We start from the raw sequence: 22,207 nt of genomic DNA, 5'->3' as shown, positions 1-22,207 counted from the left end.
TATTAATTTTGAAAAGGGTGTTGCATAAAGCAGTGCCCGGTGGAAGGTTCATATTTACGCAACCGGCTATCTCCATGATTGACGAACAAGCAACCGAATCATATGGATTGGCTATCATTTACTGTTTTTCTGGTATTTTTCGCCTTCACTGCATTTTTGGCATGGCGAAAGACAAGGCGGCACAAAATCAAAACCGTAAGTTCTTTGTTTTTAGCCAATCGTAGCCTGAATTTCATCATGATCGGCGGTGCGCTATTGTTTTCCAATATTAATACAGCAACGATTATTGGAGAAAACGAGTTGGTCTATACCAATAACATGTCCGTTATGGCATGGGGGCTTACTTCTGTTTTAGCAATGCTGGTGGTTTCGGAACTGTTTATGCCCATCTATTTAAAAACCGGTATTACAACAACGCCTGATTATCTTGAAGCCCGCTATGATAAATCGACGAAAACGATCGTAACGGTGATCTTTCTGGTGAGCTATGTCGTTAATCTCTTGCCGTCAGTGCTTTATACAGGTGCCGTCGCGTTTAACGGCCTGTTTAAATTATCTGATGTCTGGCATTTAGATTATTGGGCATCCTTATGGATCATTATCTGGCTGATGGGGCTGGCCGGATGTCTTTATGCTGTTTTAGGTGGGATACGGGCTATCGCTATTTCAGATACGCTGTTAGGAATCGGCATATTTATCGGAGGCATTGCCTTACCGTATTTTGGATTTCGGTATCTGGGTCATGGAGACTGGCATCAAGGACTCGAAAAAGTCCTTACTGCTAAGACCGGTCATCTGAACAGTATAGGAGGAAAAAACGACGCCGTACCCTTTAGTACATTATTTACCGGTATGTTGCTGATGAATCTATACTATTGGGGAACGGAGCAATATATCGTTCAGCAAGTACTGGCCTCCAAGGATCTCGCTACCTGTCAGAAAGGTATTGCGGTAGCCTGTTTTGGTAAGATATTGTCTATTCTCATGCTCAATGTTCCGGGGTTGATCGCGGTCCACCTTCTTTCGGGTTTGGATAACACTGCCTCTGTGTTTCCTGCCCTGATCAGACTCACCTCTCCTCCCTATCTTATCGGTTATCTGGCCGCGATCGTATTTGGGGCGAGCCTGACGACTTTTAATGCTGGTATAAACAGTGCATCGACACTTTTTACCTTAAATATTTATAAGCCGTGGCGGGAGAAGAAAGGGCCGTCATTTACTGAAAGGGATTTACTTAGAGTGGCTAAACGTTTTGAACTGCTGGCCTGCTTTTGTGCCGTCATGATTGCCCCCTTTATTTTTTTTGCGAAGGACGGATTTTATAATTACATCCAACGGGTGAATGGTTTTTTCAGCTTGCCGATTTTTACAATTATACTGATAGGATTTTTAACCAAAAGAGTCCCGCCCATTGCGGCAAAAGCCGGATTGCTGTTCTTTACGTTTAGCTACGCCATATTGGAGACGGTATGGCCACTCAAGATCCATTTTTTACATCTTTTAGCCATCTTGTTTATCATCACCTGTGTCATAATGCTGATCATCGGACGGATTAAGCCTTTAACCGTCCCATACCGGCAGGAACTGGCCAATCTGGTTCCCATTCACCCCTGGAAGCACCGGTATGTTTTTTCAATTATACTGATTTTGCTGATGCTGGGCATATTCTTTCTGTTTTCACCCCTCGGGCTGGCAAAGGCATAGTCAGCGTTCAAAAACTTTGCGCTATTGTTCTGATATGAACTGTACGTGTCAATCCTTATTCATGGTACTTTTGAGTTTACTGGTCTACAACAACTTAAGTGTTCCTCGGTAAAACAGTCTTCTTATAAAAAGCAAACAACGGTATTTCCCCTGTTAAAAAAGTTTCGAAACTTAGAGAATTTGTTTATATATTTGTTAGTAGTATAGTATAGTATAGACTAAGTAACATAAAGTTACTTTTAAATGGAAGTGCAGTCATAAGGTGCAGTTCTGTATTAAAAAAACTCCGATGAGTACATATCAAAACACAATTGACCACGTTTGTGAAAGGAGCGTTCAGTTCACAAATGATGTATATGTTCATTTCCTGGCTGAGTGTCCGTTCCCGGGCCAGTTCTTTATTACCAGCCTGACACATTTACCGAAAGCGACGCATTATCACCGATACTTTAAGAAAGGTACGGACTTTAATATCCTGATTTACTGTACCAGTGGAAGTGGATGGTGCAGTATCGGGGACAGCTTGCATACGCTACATCCGAATCAATATGTGTTAATCCCGGCTACGGAGTTGCCGGTGGCATATGGCGTTAAGAATAATGACTTTTGGGGTGTTTATATAACCCATTTTGACGGCTGCAACATTTCTTATTTTAATGATTCATCTGGCATCAATCCATCGATCAGGCCTGTCGATATAGGTGTTAACAGAAAAGGAATTGAAATATGGGAAGAAATGTACCGCTTACTCAGTGAAGAAATTTCCAGTTCTGATTATGCACATGCGAATTTTTGTCTTTATCATTTTTTGGCTTCCTTTCTTTTTCCTTCCAGTGAATCAAAAAAGAATGAGGCGGAAAACTGGGTTCAGGAGACCATCGTCTTCATGGAAGAGATGATCCGTGAAAAACTATCCGTTGAGGATCTGGCAGAGCGCCTTAACTTGTCCGTTTCTTATTTCTCTGCTTTATTCCGGAAAGCGACAGGTATTCCTCCACTGGAATACTTTATTCAGTTGAAGCTGCAAAACGCCTGCCGTTTACTGAAAGAAAGAGGCCTGAAAGTGAAGGATGTTGCAGACGCAATTGGCTATGATGACCCTTTTCATTTTTCACGCCTTTTTAAAAAACATATGAAGATGTCACCTTTGGCGTATAAATCTTCCGGTAGACCGGATAATAGACCGGTTATCTCTGAACTGGGACAGGGGATGAAGGTTTCTTTATTGGCTGGTTAGTCGGTCTACGCAGGATTATGTGTCTTTCTATAGTGGTAGGGTGATACGCCCATGCATTTTTTAAACAGTCTGGAAAAATAGTAGGGATCCTCGAATCCCAGCTCATAACAGATCACTTTTATGGAAGACGTGGTAAAGTAAAGGTATTGGCAGGACTTCTGAATCTTAAGCTGATTGAAATAGTGTATAGGCGCAATACCCATCTTCTTTTTGAATAATAAGGCAAAATGGGACGCGGAAAGGCCGGATCTTTTTGCCAGATCGTCAAGTGTGAGGGATTTGGAAAGATTTTCTTTCATGAATTTTATCGATGCGCTGATATTATCATTATCATAGAGATTATGGTTAATTTGTTGGTGATAGACAAAACGGGAGATAAAATATAAGAAGTTCAAATTTGTTACTTCAAGCTGAGCGGTCGTATAGTTATGCTCCAACATGGAAATTGTTTGGTCAAATAATTCGAAAATCTGCTCATTAAATGCAAAGGACTGGAGCTGGAGTCCTTTTTCTGGCCCCAGCCCACGTTTGAACAAAGTACCGGCAATTGTACCGTTGAAATGTGCCCAATAGATCGTCCAGGGCTGTTCCTCGCTACTTTTGTATTGATGAGCGGTCTTTTTGGGTATAATAAAATAGGTATTTGGACGTAAGTGATATTGAACACCTTCAACTTTGATGCTCCCTTCACCGGTTTCACAATAAATGAAGATGTAATCTGGAGCGCCGTCTACCCGGTGAATCTGATGATGTTTGGCGTTGGGGTAATAGCCAATGGCGGTGATGAAAAACTGTCGGATTAATTTGCTGGATGTCTGTTTGTTTTGAACATCCGGAGGAAGGACGATCCGCTTCTGACCAATAAAGCCTTCTTCCAACGATGGGAATTTTGTATGTTTAGAGGTAGGCATATTTCACTGATTTTATATTTTTTAGATATCAGCCGACATACCAAATATGCACAAAAAAAATGGTGTGGTGAAATAAGTTTTTTTGTATGCGGGTTTATAGATTAAGTATCGGTTTTTGAAGCTACGGAAAATTAGTTTTATCGCTGTTCTCTAAACTCCTTGCTATGAGCATGTTTCATGTCATATGCGCTATAGGTGTGCGCATATGATAGGGTAGAATTTTCATGGGAATCTTCAATTTTGAAAAATTGATTCACTATCCGTATTTTTTTTTTGAAAAATTAAAATGTCCATCCTTTTTAAAGAATAATCCATTTTATAGTAAAATATAAGACGGTAGTTTTGTCTTCCTGTCCTTGAAGATTTTAATTGAACGATTTTCTTTTAGTTGTTAAACGGCTTAGATAATTATTACCTCACTTAATAATTTATATCATGAAAAATATGGGCAACGTGTGTAAAAGCAAGCTTCCGATAAGGGCTCTCAGGCGAAATTGTTGGTTGCTGTTCAGCTCTCTGTTGTTTGCTTTTGCTGCTCAGGCACAGACAAATGTGACTATCAGTGGTACAGTTACCAGTGCCGAAACGGGGCTGCCGATAGATGGTGCTTCGGTAACTGTAAAACAAACCTCAAAGGGCGCTATTACTAATGCCCGGGGTCATTACCAATTAGTAGTGAATAGCACTGATACATTAGTGTTTGCGTATATCGGCTTTGAGCGTATCGAACGGCCTGTAGGCAGTAATAAAGAATTGAATGTAGCTATGGTGCCTACGGCGGCGACAATGGATGTTGTCGTGGTAGCCGGGGCAATCATGAAGAAAAGTGATCTGACGGGCGCCGTGGCGACGATCTCAGCGGATCAAATAGCTGCTACACCGACAACAGATATCAATCAGGCGATACAGGGAAAATTGCCCGGGGTATATGTTAAGTCCAGTGCCCAGCCCGGAAGTGGAGCTAGCATTCAGATACGTGGCATCAATTCCATTCAATATGGCACAAACCCTATCTTTGTTGTAGATGGCACTATTATAGATGGCGGATTTAATACCCTTAACCCGGATGAAATTGAAAGTGTCACTGTTTTAAAAGACGCTTCCGCTACGGCTATCTATGGTTCAAGAGGGGCAAACGGTGTCGTTTTGGTAACGACAAAGGCAGGGCACCGTGGCGAGGGGAAAATAACCTATGATGGCTGGGTAGGCTGGGATTCTTTTAGTAAGAAGTTAGACCTGATGGATGGCCATGATATATTTGATTTACGGGTAGATGCATATGCGAATGCCTATATCGATAAAAATCCGGGAGCCGATCGTCAGGATTATATCAATCGTTATCTTTTAAGTGATAGCTCGGTCGCTTTTGGCGCATATGAGCTGGAAGCTTATAAAAATGGCGATTCCTATAACTGGTTGGACCGCGTGACCAGAACGGGCGTCAAGCAAAATCATACGATTGGTTTTTCCGGCGGCACGGATAAAGGAACGTACCTGATAAGCCTCAATTATACAGATCAGAACGGGCTGATGCAGAAATCTGACTATCAGAGATACAGCGGGCGCATTAACCTGGAACAGAAAGTAAAATCATGGTTAAAAGTGGGAACCCATACAACATTTTCGAAGACAACCGAGAACATAGTTGATGGAAGCGTATTTAGTGCTGCATTGGGCGCCAATCCGCTTTTGGCCATCGATACTACTGACTTAGCTTATCTTAAATGGGCTGATGTTAAAAATCAGGATCAATTTAATCCCTTACTAAGCCTCAATATCCTGAACAAACAATATCTGACACGCCTTTTATCAAGCAGCTATATTTCCATTACACCAGTGCACAATCTGGATCTGCGCTCCACGTTTTCTATAGATAACATCAATCAACAACAGTATAAATACATACCGGCGCATACCGGACAGGACTTACGCAACAGTTATCATGGCAGCGCAGAACATTATAAAAGTGAGACCACGAACCTGCAATGGGATAACACAGCCACGTATGACATGCATTTGGGCGCCCATCGTCTCAACTTATTGGGCGGGATGTCGGTTCAGAAAAATACGAGTAATTACAATGATATTCAGGCGCATGGGTTTCCCAATGATGATTTTGGCTATAAATTCCTGAATGGTGCTTATTCAAAAGATCAGACGGTGTTAGCGTCAGATTTTGTAACCACTTCGTTATTGTCCTTTTATGCGAGAGCGGACTATAACTATGATCAGAGGTATTTTGCGACGGCAACCTTACGCTTTGACGGATCTTCCAAATTCGGCCCGGATCATAAATGGGGGACGTTTCCTTCCGTAGCTGTAGCCTGGGATATGGCAAAAGAGGACTTTATGAAAAATGTGAATTGGGTAGAACAGCTTAAGTTTAAAGCAGGTTATGGGATTGCTGGTAACCAGAATATTCCTGATTATGCTATGTATAGCTTATACCGTCCGACCACTACCAACGGACAGTTTGTATATGTGTCTGATGGACGTCTGGGAAACCCTGATTTACAGTGGGAAAGACAGAAGCAGTTAAACCTTGGCCTGGATATGAGCTTTATTGATAACCGCCTGAATGCCTCTTTCGATTATTTTAAAATCAATAACAGCAATCTGTTGATGAACAAAACTTTGTCTACTGTAACGGGATTCACTAATACAGTAGCCAATGTCGGAGAACTGACTAACAAGGGCCTTGAGTTTTCATTTGATTATGCGATTTTAAGAGGCAGCGGGCTAAACTGGAATGTGAATTTCTCCGTATCCTCATCGAAGAATAAAGTAACGGAACTGTATGCTGACGTTGATGCGATATATAACAAAGGTGGATATACAGGCGTTGAAATTCAGCCGACGGGCAATCTGTTTCTAGGAGAGCCTGTAAACGCCATCTATCTGTATAAATTTAAAAAAATTGCACAACAGTCAGATATGGATGCCATTAAAGATATCGACTTTGGTGGCCGGACGATTCGCCCCGGAGACATTATCCCGGTAGATCTGGATGGCAATAATATTATAGATGATAATGACAGATCTGTAGTAGGCACTCTAGATCCCAAATATTATGGCGGATTCGGAACCACATTGAGTTATAAGGGATGGGCGTTGAATGCATTTTTTAATTATTCTCACGGCGCAAAAAGGATCAGTTATTTATATAATAGCCTGATCGGATCAACAGGGATGAGCGCCGCTTCCGGAGATCTGCTTGACAGGTGGACACCGGAAAATACGAACACGCTTATCCCCAGAGTCGCCTATGGAGAATCCGTCTATTCCTATGGCAATGTGGACCTGGGCGTTCAGGATGCTTCTTTTCTCCGGCTCTCGAACTGCACGATATCTTATACTTTCGATCAAAAGTTGAGGCCCTCTTTTTTAGACAGGCTTCGCTTGTATGTTTCAGGCACCAATCTGCTATTATGGACAAAAGACAAGGGCTTTGATCCGGAGACAGGTGATGACTATCCCAATTTCAAATCGGTTGTAGTCGGGATAAATCTTTCGTTCTAATTCAATTAAATTTAAACATGTGATCATGAAACGATTTATAGTTCGGTATAGTGTGTTGCTTGTGTTGCTGCTGGGTTGTATTTCCTGTAATAAGTTTTTGGACAGGGAGCCGCAGACAGCTTTGACACAGGAACAGGTTTACGCAAAATTGGAGAATATTGAACCATTGTTATCGGGGCTGTTGACAAATTGGCGTAATATACACAAAGACAGAGGGGGATTTGTTTTTCAATTAGGGACAGATGAAACGCAGCAAGGGGCTTATCAGGTGATGACCGATCCTGACCAGTCAGCGTTGGATAAATATGGGAGTTATCTTGCTTCTAGCAATAATGCCTTAACGGGGCAGTGGAATCCCCGTTGGCCCATCGTGGCGGCCGCGGCACAGGCGGTCTTTGCACTGGAGAATCTTAAGGATGCCTCCAATGAAACGAAACGAAAGGAATTGTTGGGAGAAGCGAGTTTTATCAGGGCTGCGATGATGTTCGAGCTGACACAGTACTGGGGACGTATTCCAATTGTAGATGCTGCCAGACTAACAGAACTTGGCACTGGCAGGCAGCCGCTAAAGGATATTTATACACAGATAACCGCTGATCTTTTAACGGCAGTGGAAAATTTGCCGGAAACGCAGGCGGATAAGAAGAATATTACTAAATACGCGGCACTTTCACTTTTGGGGAAAGTGTATCTATACGCCCCGGACTCTTCCGGGTTCAGAGATTATGAAAAAGCCGCCGGATATTTTAAACAGGTTATCGATTCACATAAGTATCAGCTGGTGGCGAACTTCGCAGATCTTTTCGATCCCACAAAGCCGAATTCCACGGAATCTATTTATGAATTTCAGTTTAATAATGTGTATCCGGATAATAACCAGATCCAGTGGCAGATGGGATCGCGCGCGCTGGCCAATATTGATGGTAATTGTTATTTCGGAGGGTATGACTTGCTTGTGCCGACCAAGTACTGTTATAGCGATGCAAAGGATGGCGGAATATGGGAAACCGGCGACTTGAGAAAAGACGCGAGCATCCGTTACGACTTTACCTATAAGGATAGCATACATCCTACCATTCCGGCAGGCTTTGGTGGTGATGAACTGGATCCCCACGTCAAGAAGTATGAGGACCCGAGAACACAGGGATCGTTGAGTTTCTGGTATTCAGGAAAAGACGTGTTCTATCTCAGATACGCTGATATTTTATTGAACTACGCAGAGTGTCTCAATGAGACTGGAAAGACTGCTGAAGCCGTGCAAATTGTCAATGACCAGATTCGCAGGCGCGCATTTGGAGGCACCTTGCCTGAGGCGGACCGGTGGAGTGCCGCTATGAATCAGGAACAGTTCCGAAAAGAGGTGTTGGATGAAAGGATGCGCGAACTATGTTTTGAGGGCTGGCGGAGAATGGATTTAATCCGCTCCGGAAAATTTGTAGAATTGATTAAATCTAGAAATAAGTGGGCTAAAGAAAGTGGCACAATACAAGCTTATAACCAGTTATATCCGATTCCTTTAACAGAAATACTTCAAAATACGGATATCCCAGATACGGATCAGAACCCGGGCTATAATCATTAGACAAACTATGCAAGTAAGAAAGGAACGCTGGGGAACTTATTGTGCTCAACCGGTGTATTTGTTTACACTCACTAATTCAGCCGGAAGTGTTGTTAAATTAACTAATTATGGAGCGAGGGTCGTAGCCGCCAGAGTACCGGATAAGAAGGGGCGATTGGATGATGTTATTTTGGGTTTTGATTCACTGAAAGCCTATCTGGAGGACCAGAGTTTTATGGGAGCTACAATTGGCCGGTTCGCCAATAGAATTTCAAATGCCAGATTTACATTGGATCAACAGGTCTGGAGGTTAGAAGCAAATGAAGGCCTTCATAGTAATCATAGCGGAGCCGCAGGTTTTGATCATCAGGTTTTTCAGGTATCGGAATTGTCTAAAGAGGGGGCTGCGGCGAAACTGGTATTTTGTTTAGCGGACAAACATAGTAACGGAGGTTTCCCAGGTAACTTGCAACTAAAAGTATCCTATTGTTGGGGGGAGAAAGAGGATAGCTTACATATTATCTATGAAGCATGCTCAGACCGTAAGGGGATTCTGAATCTGACCAATCACAGTTATTTTAATCTGTCTGGTGCATCCGGATCCTTTGGTGGCCACAAAAACTGCCTGGATCACAGATTGCAGATTGAAGCAGATAAGATTCTGGAAGCCGGTACCGACTATATCCCGACAGGACGGAAGATCTCTGTGCGTAAGGAGCAGATTTCAGGCCTGATCGCAGATCAATGTTTAGACAGGAGAACGCAGCAGGCAGGGATGCCTGGCGGCAGATTATCGGGCGGTAAACCGAAGGAGAATTGCCGTATGACACATTTGGAGGAGGATGCCGGTAATGTTGGGGGGTTAAACACTTGTTTTGAGCTGCTGAAGACAGATGAATCCCTTGCCTGCCAGCTTGTGTGTGACCATTCGGGAAGAAAATTGGAAGTCCGGACGAGTTATCCCGGCCTGTTAGTCTATACAGGAGACCGTCTGTACAGCCGTCTGCCGGGTCATGCCGGATGTGCTTATAAACCCTTTGACGGGGTGGCTCTGGAATGTCAGTATTACCCCGATAGTCCGAACCAGCCTTCTTTCCCGCCCGCAATTATTGATGTTGACAAACCGTATCTCGAATATATAACATACACGTTTTCTGTTGTTAAACAAAAATGAGGAAAAGTAATTATGAAGTATTTGATTAAGAGACAGCAAAAGAGTGAGTCAATGTTCGCAGTGCCGGTTTTATATATGCGGCAAACCCATTCATGTTTATCTGGATATCGGATACTTTGCCTGGTAGCGGCTTTGCTGGCTGTGGTCATTCAGTCAAATGCCGCGGGAATTGCCAAGGATGGATCAAAAAATAAAGTTCAAGCAAAACACCTCGAACTTCAGTCCCCTGACAAGATGTACAGGCTTTCAATTGAAACACGAGATGCTATTTCCTGGAAGCTCTTCTACAAGAACCGCAAAGTCGCCAGTTCTCCTGCCATCAGCCTGAAATTACCTTCCAGGGTATTGGGTAGCCATGAACAGGTTCTTAACACAGCTTATAGAGAAGTTGATACAATAGCTTATCCCGTTTATGGGGATTTTGACCATCTCGCAGAACGTTATAATGAATTGACCATACATTTTGAAAGTGACTTCGATGTGATTTTCAGAGCCTATGATCAAGGCATTGCATACCGCTTTAAAACAAAGTCAGCAGATTCGTTAACCATTATCGGGGAACAGGCCGATTTTAGGCTGCCCGGAGAGGTTACCGCTGATATTGCCATGACCAATAATCTGACGGCCTGGGAACTGCCCTATCAACAATATAGCTCAGTAAGGGCGATTCCGGACAGCCTGCATGCCATCACTCCTGCGCTGTTTACAGTAACACAGCCTGAATGCCGGATCGTCATCGCTGAGGCGGATGTTCGGGCCTATCCAGGCATGTATCTTCAACGGAAAGGAGAACTACTGTCCGGTTATTGGGCTTCTTATCCTAAAACTACCGCTATGGGTAGCTGGGGCAATTTTGTTTCGGTTGTAAAGGACCGGCAGAATTATATCGCCAAAACGGCCGGTCATCATAAATTTCCCTGGAGAGTCATTATCGCGACAGACGATGACCGGAGTTTGCTGACCAATAAGTTGATTTACCTGTTGTCCGAACCGAACAGATTGCCTGATACACATTGGATCAGACCCGGAAAAGCTACCTGGGAGTGGTGGCATGATGCCATATTGCCGGGTGTGAATATGCCTTCAGGTATGGATAACCGCAATACTGCCCTATACAATTACTATGTTGACTTTGCCGCTAAGCATGATCTGGAGTACCTGATGATTGACGCCGGATGGTCCAATGTCTATGACATACAAAAACCTAATCCCAAAATTGATATTCGTCAAGTTATCCGCCGGGCAAGATCGAAACATGTAGGTGTATTTCTCTGGTGCGTTGCCAGTTCATTACTTAAAGACCTACCCGGCAACATGGATTATCTGGCAGGTCTCGGGATCGCGGGGCTAAAAGTAGACTTTTTTGACAGAGATGATCAGGTTGCGTCAGCGTGGATGGAATCAATAGCTCAGCAGGCGGCGAAGCGGCATTTGCTGGTTGATTTTCATGGATGCACAAAGCCCTCAGGACTGGAAAGAACTTATCCTAATATTATCAATTATGAGGCTGTTAGAGGAGCAGAATGTGATAAGTGGGATACGACGGCCAATCCCGGGCATCACCTGACAGTTCCCTTTATCCGAATGCTGGCAGGCCCCATAGACTATACGTCTGGAGCCATGCGTAATAAAACCAGAGCCTCTTTCAGGCCAATAGGAGAAGGGCTTCCCTCTGCGATGGGAACAAGGTGCCATGAACTGGCCATGTATGTCGTTTTTGATCAACCGCTGGCAATGCTTTGTGACGCGCCCAGTGTGTATGAAAAGTACCCTGATGTCCTCAGTTATCTTTCACGGGTACCGACGACCTTTAACGATACGAAGGTGCTAAGTGCTTCTTTGGGTAATTATGCGGTTATTGCTAAACGCAGTGATGAACAATGGTTCATAGGCGCAATGACAAACTGGAGCCAGCGTGATATTTCGATTGATTGTGCGTTTTTGCCGAAAGGGAAAAAATACGCGGCAACAATTTTTAAAGACGGTCCTGATGCGGATCATCAGGCGACAGATTATGTCGTGGAGAAATTGGAACTGACCCATGCCTCAAAGCTGAATATGCATCTTGCCCCCGGAGGAGGTGCCGCACTCTGGCTAAAACCGATTGATTAAGTATTCAACTTATGATATGATCATTTAAAAATACACTTTCGTAGCCTACACCGCTTAAAGATATAAAAATGAATAAAAGCATCTCCTTTTCCTTATTTTCTATTATTGGCTTACTTATTTTCATGAACGGTCCGTTCGTGTCGTGCGCGCAAAATGGAGACAACGGAAAAAATAAATTACAGGGAGTTCAGTTAATCCCTATTGAAACGGCGCACAGCGCAACTGTCTTTGAAGTCGGTAAGGATAACCGTTTACATATGGTTTATCTGGGGGCCAGGTTGTCCAGGCGGGACGAGTATAAACAGATCGTACAGCAATATCACCAGGGTAGTGATTATTCAGAAGTATCAGACGTTGTCTACCCCGGATCGGGCAGTCAGGCGCTTTTTGAACCTGCAATTGAGGTCAGGCACAATGACGGCAATCTTTCACTGGATTTAAAATTCGCCGACGTCAATACAACAAAAGTGAATAAAGATGTCAATGTTACGGAAATTCTCCTAAAAGACGGGGTCTATCCCTTGAAGGTTCATCTATATTTTAAGACCTATTTCGCAACAGATGTCGTGGAAACCTGGGCTGAGATTGAACATGACGAAAAAGGGATGATCACCCTGAATAAATTTGCTTCTGCCGGTTTGTATCTGCGAGGCAGGAAGTTCTGGTTAACACATTATCACGGAGATTGGGCACAGGAAATGAAGCCAGAGCAGACACTGCTGACGCACGGCATTAAAACGCTCGATTCTAAGTTGGGAACAAGAGCGAATCTTTTCCAGCCGCCGGTATTTATGATCTCTTTTGACCAGAAAGCAACCGAAGATGCAGGTAAAGTACTGTATGGATCTGTAGAATGGAGTGGCAATTTCCGGACTGACCTTGAACTGGACAATCTTAATAATTTGCGGGTCATTCCCGGGATTAATAACTATGCATCCAATTTTCAATTACCTGCGGATAGCCTGTTCGCAACGGCCAAATTTCTTTACACATATTCTGATAAGGGAAAGGGGCAGGCAAGCAGGCAGTTACAACGTTGGGCAAGAGATTACAAAATTCTTGATGGAAACGGACAACGGTTGACTTTGCTGAATAACTGGGAGTCTACTTACTTTGACTTTAATGAGTCGAAATTAAGGTCCCTTCTGCAAGATACTAAAAAGCTGGGAGTAGACTTGTTTCTGCTGGATGACGGATGGTTTGGTAATCATTATCCGAGAAACGGAGACCATGCCGGGCTGGGCGATTGGCAGGTTAACCGTAAAAAGTTGCCTAATGGTATAGGTAATCTGGTCAAAGAGGCAACGGGTCAGGGTATTAAATTCGGAATCTGGCTCGAGCCGGAAATGGTCAATCCAAACAGCGATCTATATCATAGTCATCCTGACTGGGTGCTTAAACAACCTGAGCGGCCAGAGTATTATTTTAGAAACCAATTAGTCTTGGATCTTACCAATCCCTCTGTTCAGGACTTTATCTTTCATACAATTGATTCGTTATTTGTAAAAAACCCAGAGCTGGCGTATATAAAGTGGGACTGTAATGCCGTTATCTATAATGCCCATTCCATGCATGAATCTCAGCAGGAGCGCCTGTATGTTGACTATGTGGAAGGATTGTATAAAATTCTGAAAAGGATCCGTGCTAAGTATCCTAAAGTGCCAATGATGCTTTGTTCGGGTGGTGGCGGACGGGTAGATTATGCTGCTCTTCAGTATTTTACAGAATACTGGCCCAGTGATAATACAGATCCGCTGGAGCGGATATATATGCAGTGGTCGTATTCTTATTTCTATCCTGCGATAGCCAGTGCCAACCATGTTACCAATTGGGGGAAACAACCACTGAAATACCGGGTAGATGTCGCGATGATGGGAAAGCTCGGCTTTGATATACCGGTTCACGATTTAAGCGCTCCGGATCTGGCTTTTTGTCAAAGTTCCGTCAGGAATTATAATAAAGTGAAAAATGTCATATGGCATGGAGACCAGTATCGGCTACAAAGTCCGTGGACGCATGATGTGGCCAGTCTGTTGTACGTAGATCGGAATAAATTACATGCAGTTATCTTTAACTATCTGGTCAATCAGCGTTACGCGTCAGGAAGTCATACGCCGATCCGGTGGAAAGGACTTGATCCTGACCGTACCTACCGGATTGAGGAAATTAATCTTTATCCCGGCACACAATCCTCAATAACCGGCAATCAGATATATACCGGTGAGTTCCTGATGACAGTTGGCTTTAATCCGAACGTGGATGCTGCAAGATCCAGTGTCGTATTGGTTGCTCAGGCGCTGGATGAATAAGACCACAAAAATATAATCATGGCCGACGGAACCGAGCCGGATTTGATAATAAAAAATGTGTTTTATGGAAACATACAATAGAACAGATGGCTTTGAAGGTGAAAAGATGATCAGTTTACCGGGTGAAATATGTGACAGCTTTTGTAAATCGACGCCCGCTTTTAATCAATTCTATATCACGCATATTGGATACTTTCCCCATGCCAGAAGCCATTATATACGTCGTTCGAATGGTTGTAGGGATAATATCCTGATATATTGTCTGCATGGAAAGGGATATTGTGAAATCGGAGAATACCGATTTGATATTTTACCGAATCAATATCTGATACTACCGGCGACATCCGATGTGGTTACCTATGGAGCAGACAGTGATGAACCCTGGACCATTTATTGGGTACATTTTACAGGCCCCGATATTGCCGCTTTTAATCAATCCCTGGGTATCGGTGTCCATAGAGGTCCTGTCTCTTTACCGCTTAATAACCGTGGATTATCTGTCTGGGAGGAAATGTATCAATGTCTGACAAATGGATTAAATATTGATAACCTCCGGCACGCCAATTTATGCCTCCATCACTTTATTGCTTCATTCTTATATCCGGAGCCGGCAAGTCAACAAAAAGACGATCGTGACCACATTGAAGAGACTATCCATTATATGGAGAATATGGTCGATTCCAGAATTACGGTAGAGACCTTAGCAGCCCGTTTACAGTTGTCCAGTTCTCATTTTTCAGCTATTTTCAGAAAAGCGACCGGTATGCCACCGATGGATTATTTTATTCAGTTAAAGATGCAGAAAGCGTGTCAATTATTATATTCAGATAACATGAAGGTAAAAGAGGTCGCTGAAGCGATCGGCTATGAGGACCCTTTCTATTTTTCCAGGCAATTTAAGAAACATATGAAGGTGTCTCCATTATTATACAAAGAGGCGACAAAGAGTATCTCTGCCTGATGGCTTTAAGTGTTTTAATATAGGTCTTTAAATGAGCGTTACAGTGGACATAACTGGTTGCTAAATACCACCAGCTCTGAGGGGTACCTCTTTTTCTGAGCACACTTTATTGGCAGATTTTGTTATAAGTTTGTGACAGCCTTGCATGTCTGTATGTGCGTCTGCCTGGGGGTAAATAAGTGGTGAATACTGACAGACAGTTCTATAAACAATACAAGCGGGTGTATCCGGGCGTATCCAGTGCAAATTTTTATGGGATCATCGGCTCTGAGCATACATTTTTCTATGGTTCGAATGTTCCAGTTAATGTAAATTTATTATGAGATATACTACATCAACACGATCAGGTAAAGAATTGCCGGTAACCGGAAAATATTGGTTTAACGATATTACAATGAAAAGCGTGTACCTTTTGATTTTCCTTGTTTTGGCGCTGAGCGTTAAGAATGGTTATTGCAAGATTATTGATGATCGAACGGTCAATAATAAGGATGCAATACTTCGTATTCCTTTTGGCCAAAATAACGTCATTATTTATCATCTTGCTACAGGAAGTTATGACGTAACCTTTTACGGGGGCGTGAATATACGTCAGGCAACCGCCATCGCCGGTATGGCGGATACGCTGGGTGACGTCAGGCCTTTACAGCGAAGCGCTGATATGGCATATGTCAGATATACGAAGACGCCGGTTAGCAGTCCACTGGGGCATGCTGTCCTATATAAGATATTGAGAAAGACGTCGACAGGTGTCCTTATGGAACAGGACTTCACTGTTTTCACCAGTAAGGACTATTTTTTAGTTAAAGCCAGGTTCAGTCATGTACGCGGTCCGGTTAATTACTGTAGTCCATTGTCTGCAGCTACTATAGATCTGGACTGGGCGGGAGAGAACTATACCTTACGCTGCCCTTTTGATAATGATATGTGGGCCAGATATGAAACGGCGAGACTGGACACCGTCCATTTTGTCAGCAGCGAGGTTTCGACTGTTTTTAATGCAGACAGGGCAGGCCTTGTCATTGGCTCCCTGGAGCATAAGATCTGGAAATCAGGTATTCGTCTTGAATCAACATCTGCACATTCTCTTCGGCTCACTGCCTTTGGTGGTTATACAAATGCAACAGTGACACATGATCGCCGTCCTCACGGTGTTGTCCGGTCAGCCGATGGTTCGACCTGTTCCCCTCAAATGATGGTCGGTTATTTTGGAGACTGGCGGACGGGCATGGAAGCGTATGCCAAAAATAACCGGTTGACAGAACCGCCTTTTATTCAGTCCTGGAAAGGAGCGACACCAGTGGGCTGGAACAGCTGGGGCGTCTTACAGGATAAGATTGATCTGCCTTCAGCAAAAGGGGTGGTGGATTTTTTTGCAGATTCCTGTAAATTATTCAGGACCAAAGACAGAAAGCTGTTTATCGATCTGGATTCTTATTGGGACCGGATGATAAAAAATGGACTGGGTGGAGACGTAGGAGAATTGAAATCCTTTGTGGACTATTGCAAATCCAGAGGTTTTGAACCCGGAATCTATTGGGCGCCCTTTACGGACTGGGGGAAGCAGGGGAGCCGGCGGGTTGAGGGTTCCGATTATACCTACCAGGATTGCTGGACGTCCATCAACGGAAAGCCGCTCGATGTGGACGGAGGACGGGCAATGGATCCGACACATCCTGCTACCCGCCGCCGGATTATTAAATACATTGGGTTTTTTAAATCAATGGGTTTTAAAATGATCAAAATTGATTTCCTGGGTCATGCAACATTAGAGGCAGATCATTATTACGACCCTCAGGTGAAAACCGGAATGGAGGCTTTTTGCAGTGGAATGGAGTTCCTGGACAGCCTGCTGGATAATAAAATGCTGGTATATGCAGCTATTTCTCCCAATCTTGCTACTGCAAGGTACGTTCATATGAGACGTATAGCCTGTGATGCTTTTAAATCCATTTCAGAAACCGCCTATGCATTAAACAGCTTGACTTATGGTTGGTGGCAGTCTCATTTATATGACTACATGGATGCAGATCATGTTGTATTCAAGGGAGGGGCTTCCGGTGAGAACCGGGCCAGGCTGGCTTCAGCAGTCATGACAGGAACGCTAATAACCGGTGACGATTACAGCAAGCCTGGTCCCTGGCGGACGACAGCTCGGCGATTACTGCAAAATCAGGCGTTATTGGCATTGGTCGGCCTTGACGGTAAATCGTTTATGCCTTACACAATAAATGTAGGTAACGGGGCCGGAAATATTTTTGAAAAGCGGGTGGGGGATAAGTTGTATCTGGGCGTTTTCAACTATGCAGCGCAGCCAGGCCGGTTCAATGTGCTGTATAGCAAATTAGGCGTTAAAAGCCCGTCAAAGGTCACAATGATCATGGGCGGCAAGGAAACGAAATGCAGTTTGTCCTCTCAAGCCCTCAATATGGAGCTGCCGAAGCAAGATGCCGCAATCTTCTGCCTGGAACCGTAGCGGATTTATTGCTTTATTATACAGTTCATTACTTCGAGCAATATAATGATCCGTCTTGTGTTTACTTTTTTATAATGAAAAAGTAAAATAGTCCATCTATTAACGGATTTTATCCATCATTGTGATTATTTATGACTGGTACATTTGAATAATGGTTTTTATACTGACCAGTTAAATCAACACATATGAGTAGTAAAATCTTTGTCAATCAGACGAGTGCATGGATGCGGAGAGCCGGATACTTGTCCATTCTCTTATTACTGCTTTGCCTTTTTGCAAAGGGGCAGAGGAAGAATTGGCCACATCTAATCGATTTGTCTGGTACCTGGCAGTTTAGAATCGATTCGTTGGATAAAGGTGAAGCCGAAGGGTGGTTTAACAATGACTTCGGGGAAACGATCGCGCTACCAGGTTCCATGACGACAAACAACAAGGGGAATGATATTTCCTTAACGACGCCCTGGACCGGCCAAATTGTCGATTCTTCCTGGTTCTTTGATCCCGGGTATGCAGCTTACCGCCAGCCAGGGAATATAAAGATCCCATTTTGGCTACAGCCGGTTAAGTATTATAAAGGAGCTGCATGGTATCAAAAAGAAGTAAACATTCCGGCTGATTGGAAAGGGCGTCCAATAGAGTTATCCATCGAAAGAGCTCACTGGGAGACAACCGTTTGGGTGGATGGTCAAAAAGCGGGCAGCGAGAATAGTTTGTCTACTGCACATGTCTATGACCTCTCCCGGCTACTGCCGCCCGGAAGGCATAGGGTTTCTATACGTGTAGACAATCGGACAAAGGAGGTCAATGTGGGCATGAATTCTCACAGTATCACTGATCATACACAGGGAAACTGGAATGGTATGATTGGTAAAATACAGCTTATTGAAAAACCTTTGATTTATCTGGAAGATGTTCAGGTATTCCCGGATATTAAAAACAACAGGATAAATGTGCGGGTACGCGTAGTGAACCGTTCCAAGATTAAGACAAGTGTGACACTGAATGTATCTGCTCAGACGACCGGAGGCGCAAATTCAGTAAAGCTGGCGCCCATGAACAAGACGTTAGAGGTCCCTGTTGATAGCAGTACTGTTGAATTGCAATATGGTATGGGAAGTGATCCAATGTTGTGGGACGAGTTCCATCCCAATCTTTATAAATTGACCGTATTAATGAAATCCGCGACAGGAAAACCAGATACGCAAAGCAGTAGAAAAGAAGTGCAGTTTGGAATGCGGGCGTTTACAACTTCAGGGACGCAGTTCATTATTAATGGCCGGAAGACATTTCTGAGAGGAACACTGGAATGTGCCATTTTCCCACTTACCGGTTACCCACCCACTGATAAAGCTGCCTGGAGCAGGATTTTTAAAATTGCACGCGCTTACGGGCTTAATCATATGAGATTTCATTCCTGGTGCCCTCCCGAGGCCGCCTTTGCGGCCGCAGATGAAGCGGGTTTTTATTTACAGGTTGAATGCGGGTCCTGGGCCAATTCGGGTGCGACTGTAGGAGACGGTAAGCCGCTGGATGCTTATTTGTATAGGGAAAGCAACAGGATTGTAGCCGCTTACGGCAATCATCCGTCTTTTTGTATGATGGCCTACGGCAATGAGCCGGCGGGCGAACATCTGACAGATTATCTGACCCGTTTTGTACAGTATTGGAAAGAAAAGGATCCCAGACGATTATATACGACCGCAGCCGGATGGCCGGTAATAGCTGAAAGTGATTATAATTCGACACCAGATCCTCGGATTCAAGCCTGGGGATCGGGTTTAAAGAGTATTATTAACGCCAAGCCTCCCAATACGGCTTATGACTGGCGGAATATTATTGCCAAATGGCAACATCCAACCGTTAGCCATGAAATCGGCCAATGGTGTGTTTATCCGGATTTCAAAGAAATCAAGGACTATACAGGTGTGATGAAGGCGAAGAATTTTGAGATATTTCAAGACAAACTCAACAATAGTGGATTAGGAAATCTGGCAGACAGCTTTTTGCTGGCATCAGGAAAATTGCAGGTTCTGTGTTATAAGGCTGATATTGAAGCTGCGCTGAGAACGCCTGGCTTTGGCGGCTTTCAATTGCTGGATCTGCATGATTTTCCCGGGCAAGGGACCGCATTGGTCGGTGTACTCAGCCCGTTTTGGAAGGAAAAAGGATATGTAACGAGTGATCAGTACAGCCGATTTTGTAACGCGGTCGTGCCTTTAGCGAGATTGCCGAAAATGGTCTGGCTGAATAATGAAACTTTAAATGCAAAGATTGAAATCGCTAATTTTGGCATGGCCTCTTTAAGTGCCATAAAGCCCACATGGACATTACAAGATCAAAATGGGAATAAGATCAAAAGCGGGGTATTACCGGTTACGGATATTGCTTTGGGTAATGACATCCAACTGGGAGCAATTCAGGTTCCATTAAATAATATCAGGAAAGCATCTGAATTGACATTGACCGTCCGGGTTGGGCAGCATCAAAACAGTTGGCAGGTGTTTGTTTACCCTGCTGAAACGCCTGCCTTGCATGACATTCTGGTAACACAACAGTTAAATCAAAAAGCCCTTGCTACTTTAGCATCGGGCGGCAAGGTACTGTTAAGTATCAAAAAAGGCATGCTTCGCGAAGACAAAGGAGAAAAGATCCCTATAGGATTTTCAAGCATTTTCTGGAATACAGCCTGGACGCATGGTCAGCCACCTCATTCCCTGGGGATTCTCTGTAACCCGAAACACCCGGCCCTGGCTGATTTCCCAACGGATTATTATGCCAGCTGGCAGTGGTGGGATGGCATGAGCCACAGTTCTGCAATTGAGTTAGACAGCGTCTCAAACGCTATTCGGCCTATTGTCAGAGTGATTGATGACTGGGTGACGGCCAGATCCTTAGGGTTGATTTTTGAATGTAAGGTAGGTGCCGGCAAATTAATCGTTACTGGAATAGATTTGATCAGAGATGAAAAGAATCGCCCTGAAGCGAGGCAATTAAAATATAGTTTAATGCATTATATGGAATCAGATTCTTTCGATCCGGCAGTTGAAGTGCCGGTGCGGAAAATAACATCTTTGTTCAAAGCTGAATAGCTGTAGCGTCTGTGCGACCGGCCTTCACGGGCTTTTGGAAGCAGTTGCATCTTCTGGTGGGACTGCTTCTTTGCTTTGCACGCAATTACATATGGGTTAATTGATTCTTTTTACTCTATAACCTGCAGGAGAAATGCCCATTATTTTTGAGAACATTCTGGAGAAGTAATATTGATCTTCAACGCCCAGTTTGTCGGCAATTTCTTTAATCCTCAGGTTTGTAAACAGTAGAAACTGACATGCCTTTTGTACCTTTAAATGATTAAAATGCTCAATAGGAGAGAATCCTGTTCTTTTTCTGAATAAAAATGAATAGTGAGAGGCTGACAGATGAACTGCCTGTGCTAAATCATCTAATGATAGTTGTTTATCTATGTTTTTTTTCATGAACTCAATAGAGATTTCAATCAGATCCCCTGTATGTTGCTTCTCTGATCGATTAAAATTATCCTTATAAACAAAGGAAGCTAAAAAATACTTGAAACATAGATTTGTATAACATAATATGTCGTTACTATAGCCCATTTCGAGATTCGCATACATATCATCGAAGAGTTGAACCCTGCTTGTCTGAAAATAAACCGCTCCTTTAGAACTCTGATTTCCTTTAAGGAAGGTTTCGACCATTGCAGTAGCCAATGAACCTGTAAAGTGTACCCAAATAATCGTCCAGGGGTTACTGGTATCGGCTTCGTATATATGTGCCATTCCGGCCGGAATAAGGATAAAGTCGCCCGGCCGGATTTCATTTTGTTCCTGACGTATAGTAGCATGGCCTTTTCCATCAATGCAATAAATAAGAATATGCTGATCTGCGCCGCTTATTCGTTCCCTGTAGTGGTGTTTTGCCTTGGGATAATAGCCGATGTCGGTAACATATAAATCTCTTATCAAAGGAATTGCATCGCAATAGGCACCCAGTATCTTTCTTGGGATAACAATAGCTTTTTGCCCATCAAAACCATCTTTCTTTTTTTTCATAATGATTCTATTTATGATGGAATAGTCGTTTTAAGCATTTTTCCAGGCTTTTTAAACTGAATAGCCGTACCTGAATATCATCAAGCGGCCCCCGTTATCTTAAAGATCGACCATTGTCCTTATTAAAGCCGAATCAAATATAGGCTTTTAATGAACGGGAAAAAGCAATGTAG

The 22,207-nt window shown here is 43.5% G+C and carries 12 protein-coding genes; 10 read left to right on the top strand and 2 right to left on the bottom strand.

What is annotated here, in order from left to right; genetic code table 11:
• Window positions 1-102: 102 nt before the first annotated feature.
• Together K9M52_RS07740 and K9M52_RS07735 are read left to right on the top strand one after the other, a co-directional pair.
• Window positions 103-1,704 (top strand): solute:sodium symporter family transporter, encoded by a 1,602-nt coding sequence (locus K9M52_RS07740; RefSeq protein WP_224071485.1) that lies wholly within the window; start codon window positions 103-105, stop codon window positions 1,702-1,704.
• A gap of 289 nt (window positions 1,705-1,993) precedes the next feature.
• Entirely contained in the window at window positions 1,994-2,941 is a 948-nt protein-coding gene (locus tag K9M52_RS07735; RefSeq protein ID WP_224071484.1) for an AraC family transcriptional regulator, read from the top strand.
• A 5-nt stretch (window positions 2,942-2,946) separates the two neighbouring features.
• Here K9M52_RS07735 and K9M52_RS07730 read toward each other — a convergent pair whose 3' ends face one another.
• Window positions 2,947-3,852 carry an AraC family transcriptional regulator gene (locus tag K9M52_RS07730; protein ID WP_224071483.1) on the bottom strand — a complete coding sequence of 302 codons (906 nt, stop codon included), beginning with the start codon at window positions 3,850-3,852 and terminating at the stop codon, window positions 2,947-2,949.
• A gap of 435 nt (window positions 3,853-4,287) precedes the next feature.
• Here K9M52_RS07730 and K9M52_RS07725 point away from each other — a divergent pair, with 435 nt between their 5' ends.
• The 8 genes from K9M52_RS07725 to K9M52_RS07690 all read left to right on the top strand — a co-directional run bounded on the left by K9M52_RS07725 (window position 4,288) and on the right by K9M52_RS07690 (window position 21,053).
• Window positions 4,288-7,371, top strand: coding sequence for a SusC/RagA family TonB-linked outer membrane protein (locus K9M52_RS07725; protein WP_224071482.1), 3,084 nt, complete (start codon window positions 4,288-4,290; stop codon window positions 7,369-7,371).
• Between the two features lie 25 nt (window positions 7,372-7,396).
• Window positions 7,397-8,953, top strand: coding sequence for a RagB/SusD family nutrient uptake outer membrane protein (locus tag K9M52_RS07720; protein WP_224071481.1), 1,557 nt, complete (start codon window positions 7,397-7,399; stop codon window positions 8,951-8,953).
• Window positions 8,954-8,960: 7 nt separating this feature from the next.
• Window positions 8,961-10,106 (top strand): aldose epimerase family protein, encoded by a 1,146-nt coding sequence (locus K9M52_RS07715; protein WP_224071480.1) that lies wholly within the window; start codon window positions 8,961-8,963, stop codon window positions 10,104-10,106.
• 12 nt (window positions 10,107-10,118) lie between these two features.
• Window positions 10,119-12,218: a glycoside hydrolase family 97 protein gene (locus K9M52_RS07710; RefSeq protein ID WP_224071479.1), complete on the top strand. Its 2,100-nt coding sequence runs from the start codon at window positions 10,119-10,121 to the stop codon at window positions 12,216-12,218.
• Window positions 12,219-12,286: 68 nt separating this feature from the next.
• Entirely contained in the window at window positions 12,287-14,527 is a 2,241-nt protein-coding gene (locus tag K9M52_RS07705) for an alpha-galactosidase (protein WP_224071478.1), read from the top strand.
• A 64-nt stretch (window positions 14,528-14,591) separates the two neighbouring features.
• The gene (locus K9M52_RS07700; protein ID WP_224071477.1) at window positions 14,592-15,488 is read left to right on the top strand and encodes an AraC family transcriptional regulator; all 897 of its coding nucleotides are present in this window, start codon (window positions 14,592-14,594) and stop codon (window positions 15,486-15,488) included.
• 319 nt (window positions 15,489-15,807) lie between these two features.
• Window positions 15,808-17,964: an alpha-amylase family protein gene (locus K9M52_RS07695; protein WP_224071476.1), complete on the top strand. Its 2,157-nt coding sequence runs from the start codon at window positions 15,808-15,810 to the stop codon at window positions 17,962-17,964.
• A gap of 185 nt (window positions 17,965-18,149) precedes the next feature.
• Window positions 18,150-21,053, top strand: a complete 2,904-nt coding sequence (locus tag K9M52_RS07690; protein ID WP_224071475.1) for a sugar-binding domain-containing protein — start codon at window positions 18,150-18,152, stop codon at window positions 21,051-21,053.
• A 96-nt stretch (window positions 21,054-21,149) separates the two neighbouring features.
• On the opposite strand, the gene K9M52_RS07685 is transcribed toward K9M52_RS07690, so the two are convergent.
• Window positions 21,150-22,034 (bottom strand): AraC family transcriptional regulator, encoded by an 885-nt coding sequence (locus tag K9M52_RS07685; protein WP_224071474.1) that lies wholly within the window; start codon window positions 22,032-22,034, stop codon window positions 21,150-21,152.
• Between the last annotated feature and the right edge of the window lie 173 nt (window positions 22,035-22,207).

It is taken from the genome of Arachidicoccus terrestris (genome assembly GCF_020042345.1).
GTDB lineage: Bacteria > Bacteroidota > Bacteroidia > Chitinophagales > Chitinophagaceae > Arachidicoccus > Arachidicoccus terrestris.
The sequence above is the reverse complement of the archived record's forward strand: the minus strand, read 5'-3'. Positions and strand labels throughout refer to the sequence as shown.

Bases quoted from the DNA above. Each gene is read 5' to 3' on its own strand.
- K9M52_RS07740 (WP_224071485.1), top strand. From the start codon at position 103: ATGGATTGGCTATCATTTACTGTTTTTCTGGTATTTTTCGCCTTCACT.
- K9M52_RS07735 (WP_224071484.1), top strand. From the start codon at position 1,994: ATGAGTACATATCAAAACACAATTGACCACGTTTGTGAAAGGAGCGTT.
- K9M52_RS07730 (WP_224071483.1), bottom strand. From the start codon at position 3,852: ATGCCTACCTCTAAACATACAAAATTCCCATCGTTGGAAGAAGGCTTT.
- K9M52_RS07725 (WP_224071482.1), top strand. From the start codon at position 4,288: ATGAAAAATATGGGCAACGTGTGTAAAAGCAAGCTTCCGATAAGGGCT.
- K9M52_RS07720 (WP_224071481.1), top strand. From the start codon at position 7,397: ATGAAACGATTTATAGTTCGGTATAGTGTGTTGCTTGTGTTGCTGCTG.
- K9M52_RS07715 (WP_224071480.1), top strand. From the start codon at position 8,961: ATGCAAGTAAGAAAGGAACGCTGGGGAACTTATTGTGCTCAACCGGTG.
- K9M52_RS07710 (WP_224071479.1), top strand. From the start codon at position 10,119: ATGAAGTATTTGATTAAGAGACAGCAAAAGAGTGAGTCAATGTTCGCA.
- K9M52_RS07705 (WP_224071478.1), top strand. From the start codon at position 12,287: ATGAATAAAAGCATCTCCTTTTCCTTATTTTCTATTATTGGCTTACTT.
- K9M52_RS07700 (WP_224071477.1), top strand. From the start codon at position 14,592: ATGGAAACATACAATAGAACAGATGGCTTTGAAGGTGAAAAGATGATC.
- K9M52_RS07695 (WP_224071476.1), top strand. From the start codon at position 15,808: ATGAGATATACTACATCAACACGATCAGGTAAAGAATTGCCGGTAACC.
- K9M52_RS07690 (WP_224071475.1), top strand. From the start codon at position 18,150: ATGAGTAGTAAAATCTTTGTCAATCAGACGAGTGCATGGATGCGGAGA.
- K9M52_RS07685 (WP_224071474.1), bottom strand. From the start codon at position 22,034: ATGAAAAAAAAGAAAGATGGTTTTGATGGGCAAAAAGCTATTGTTATC.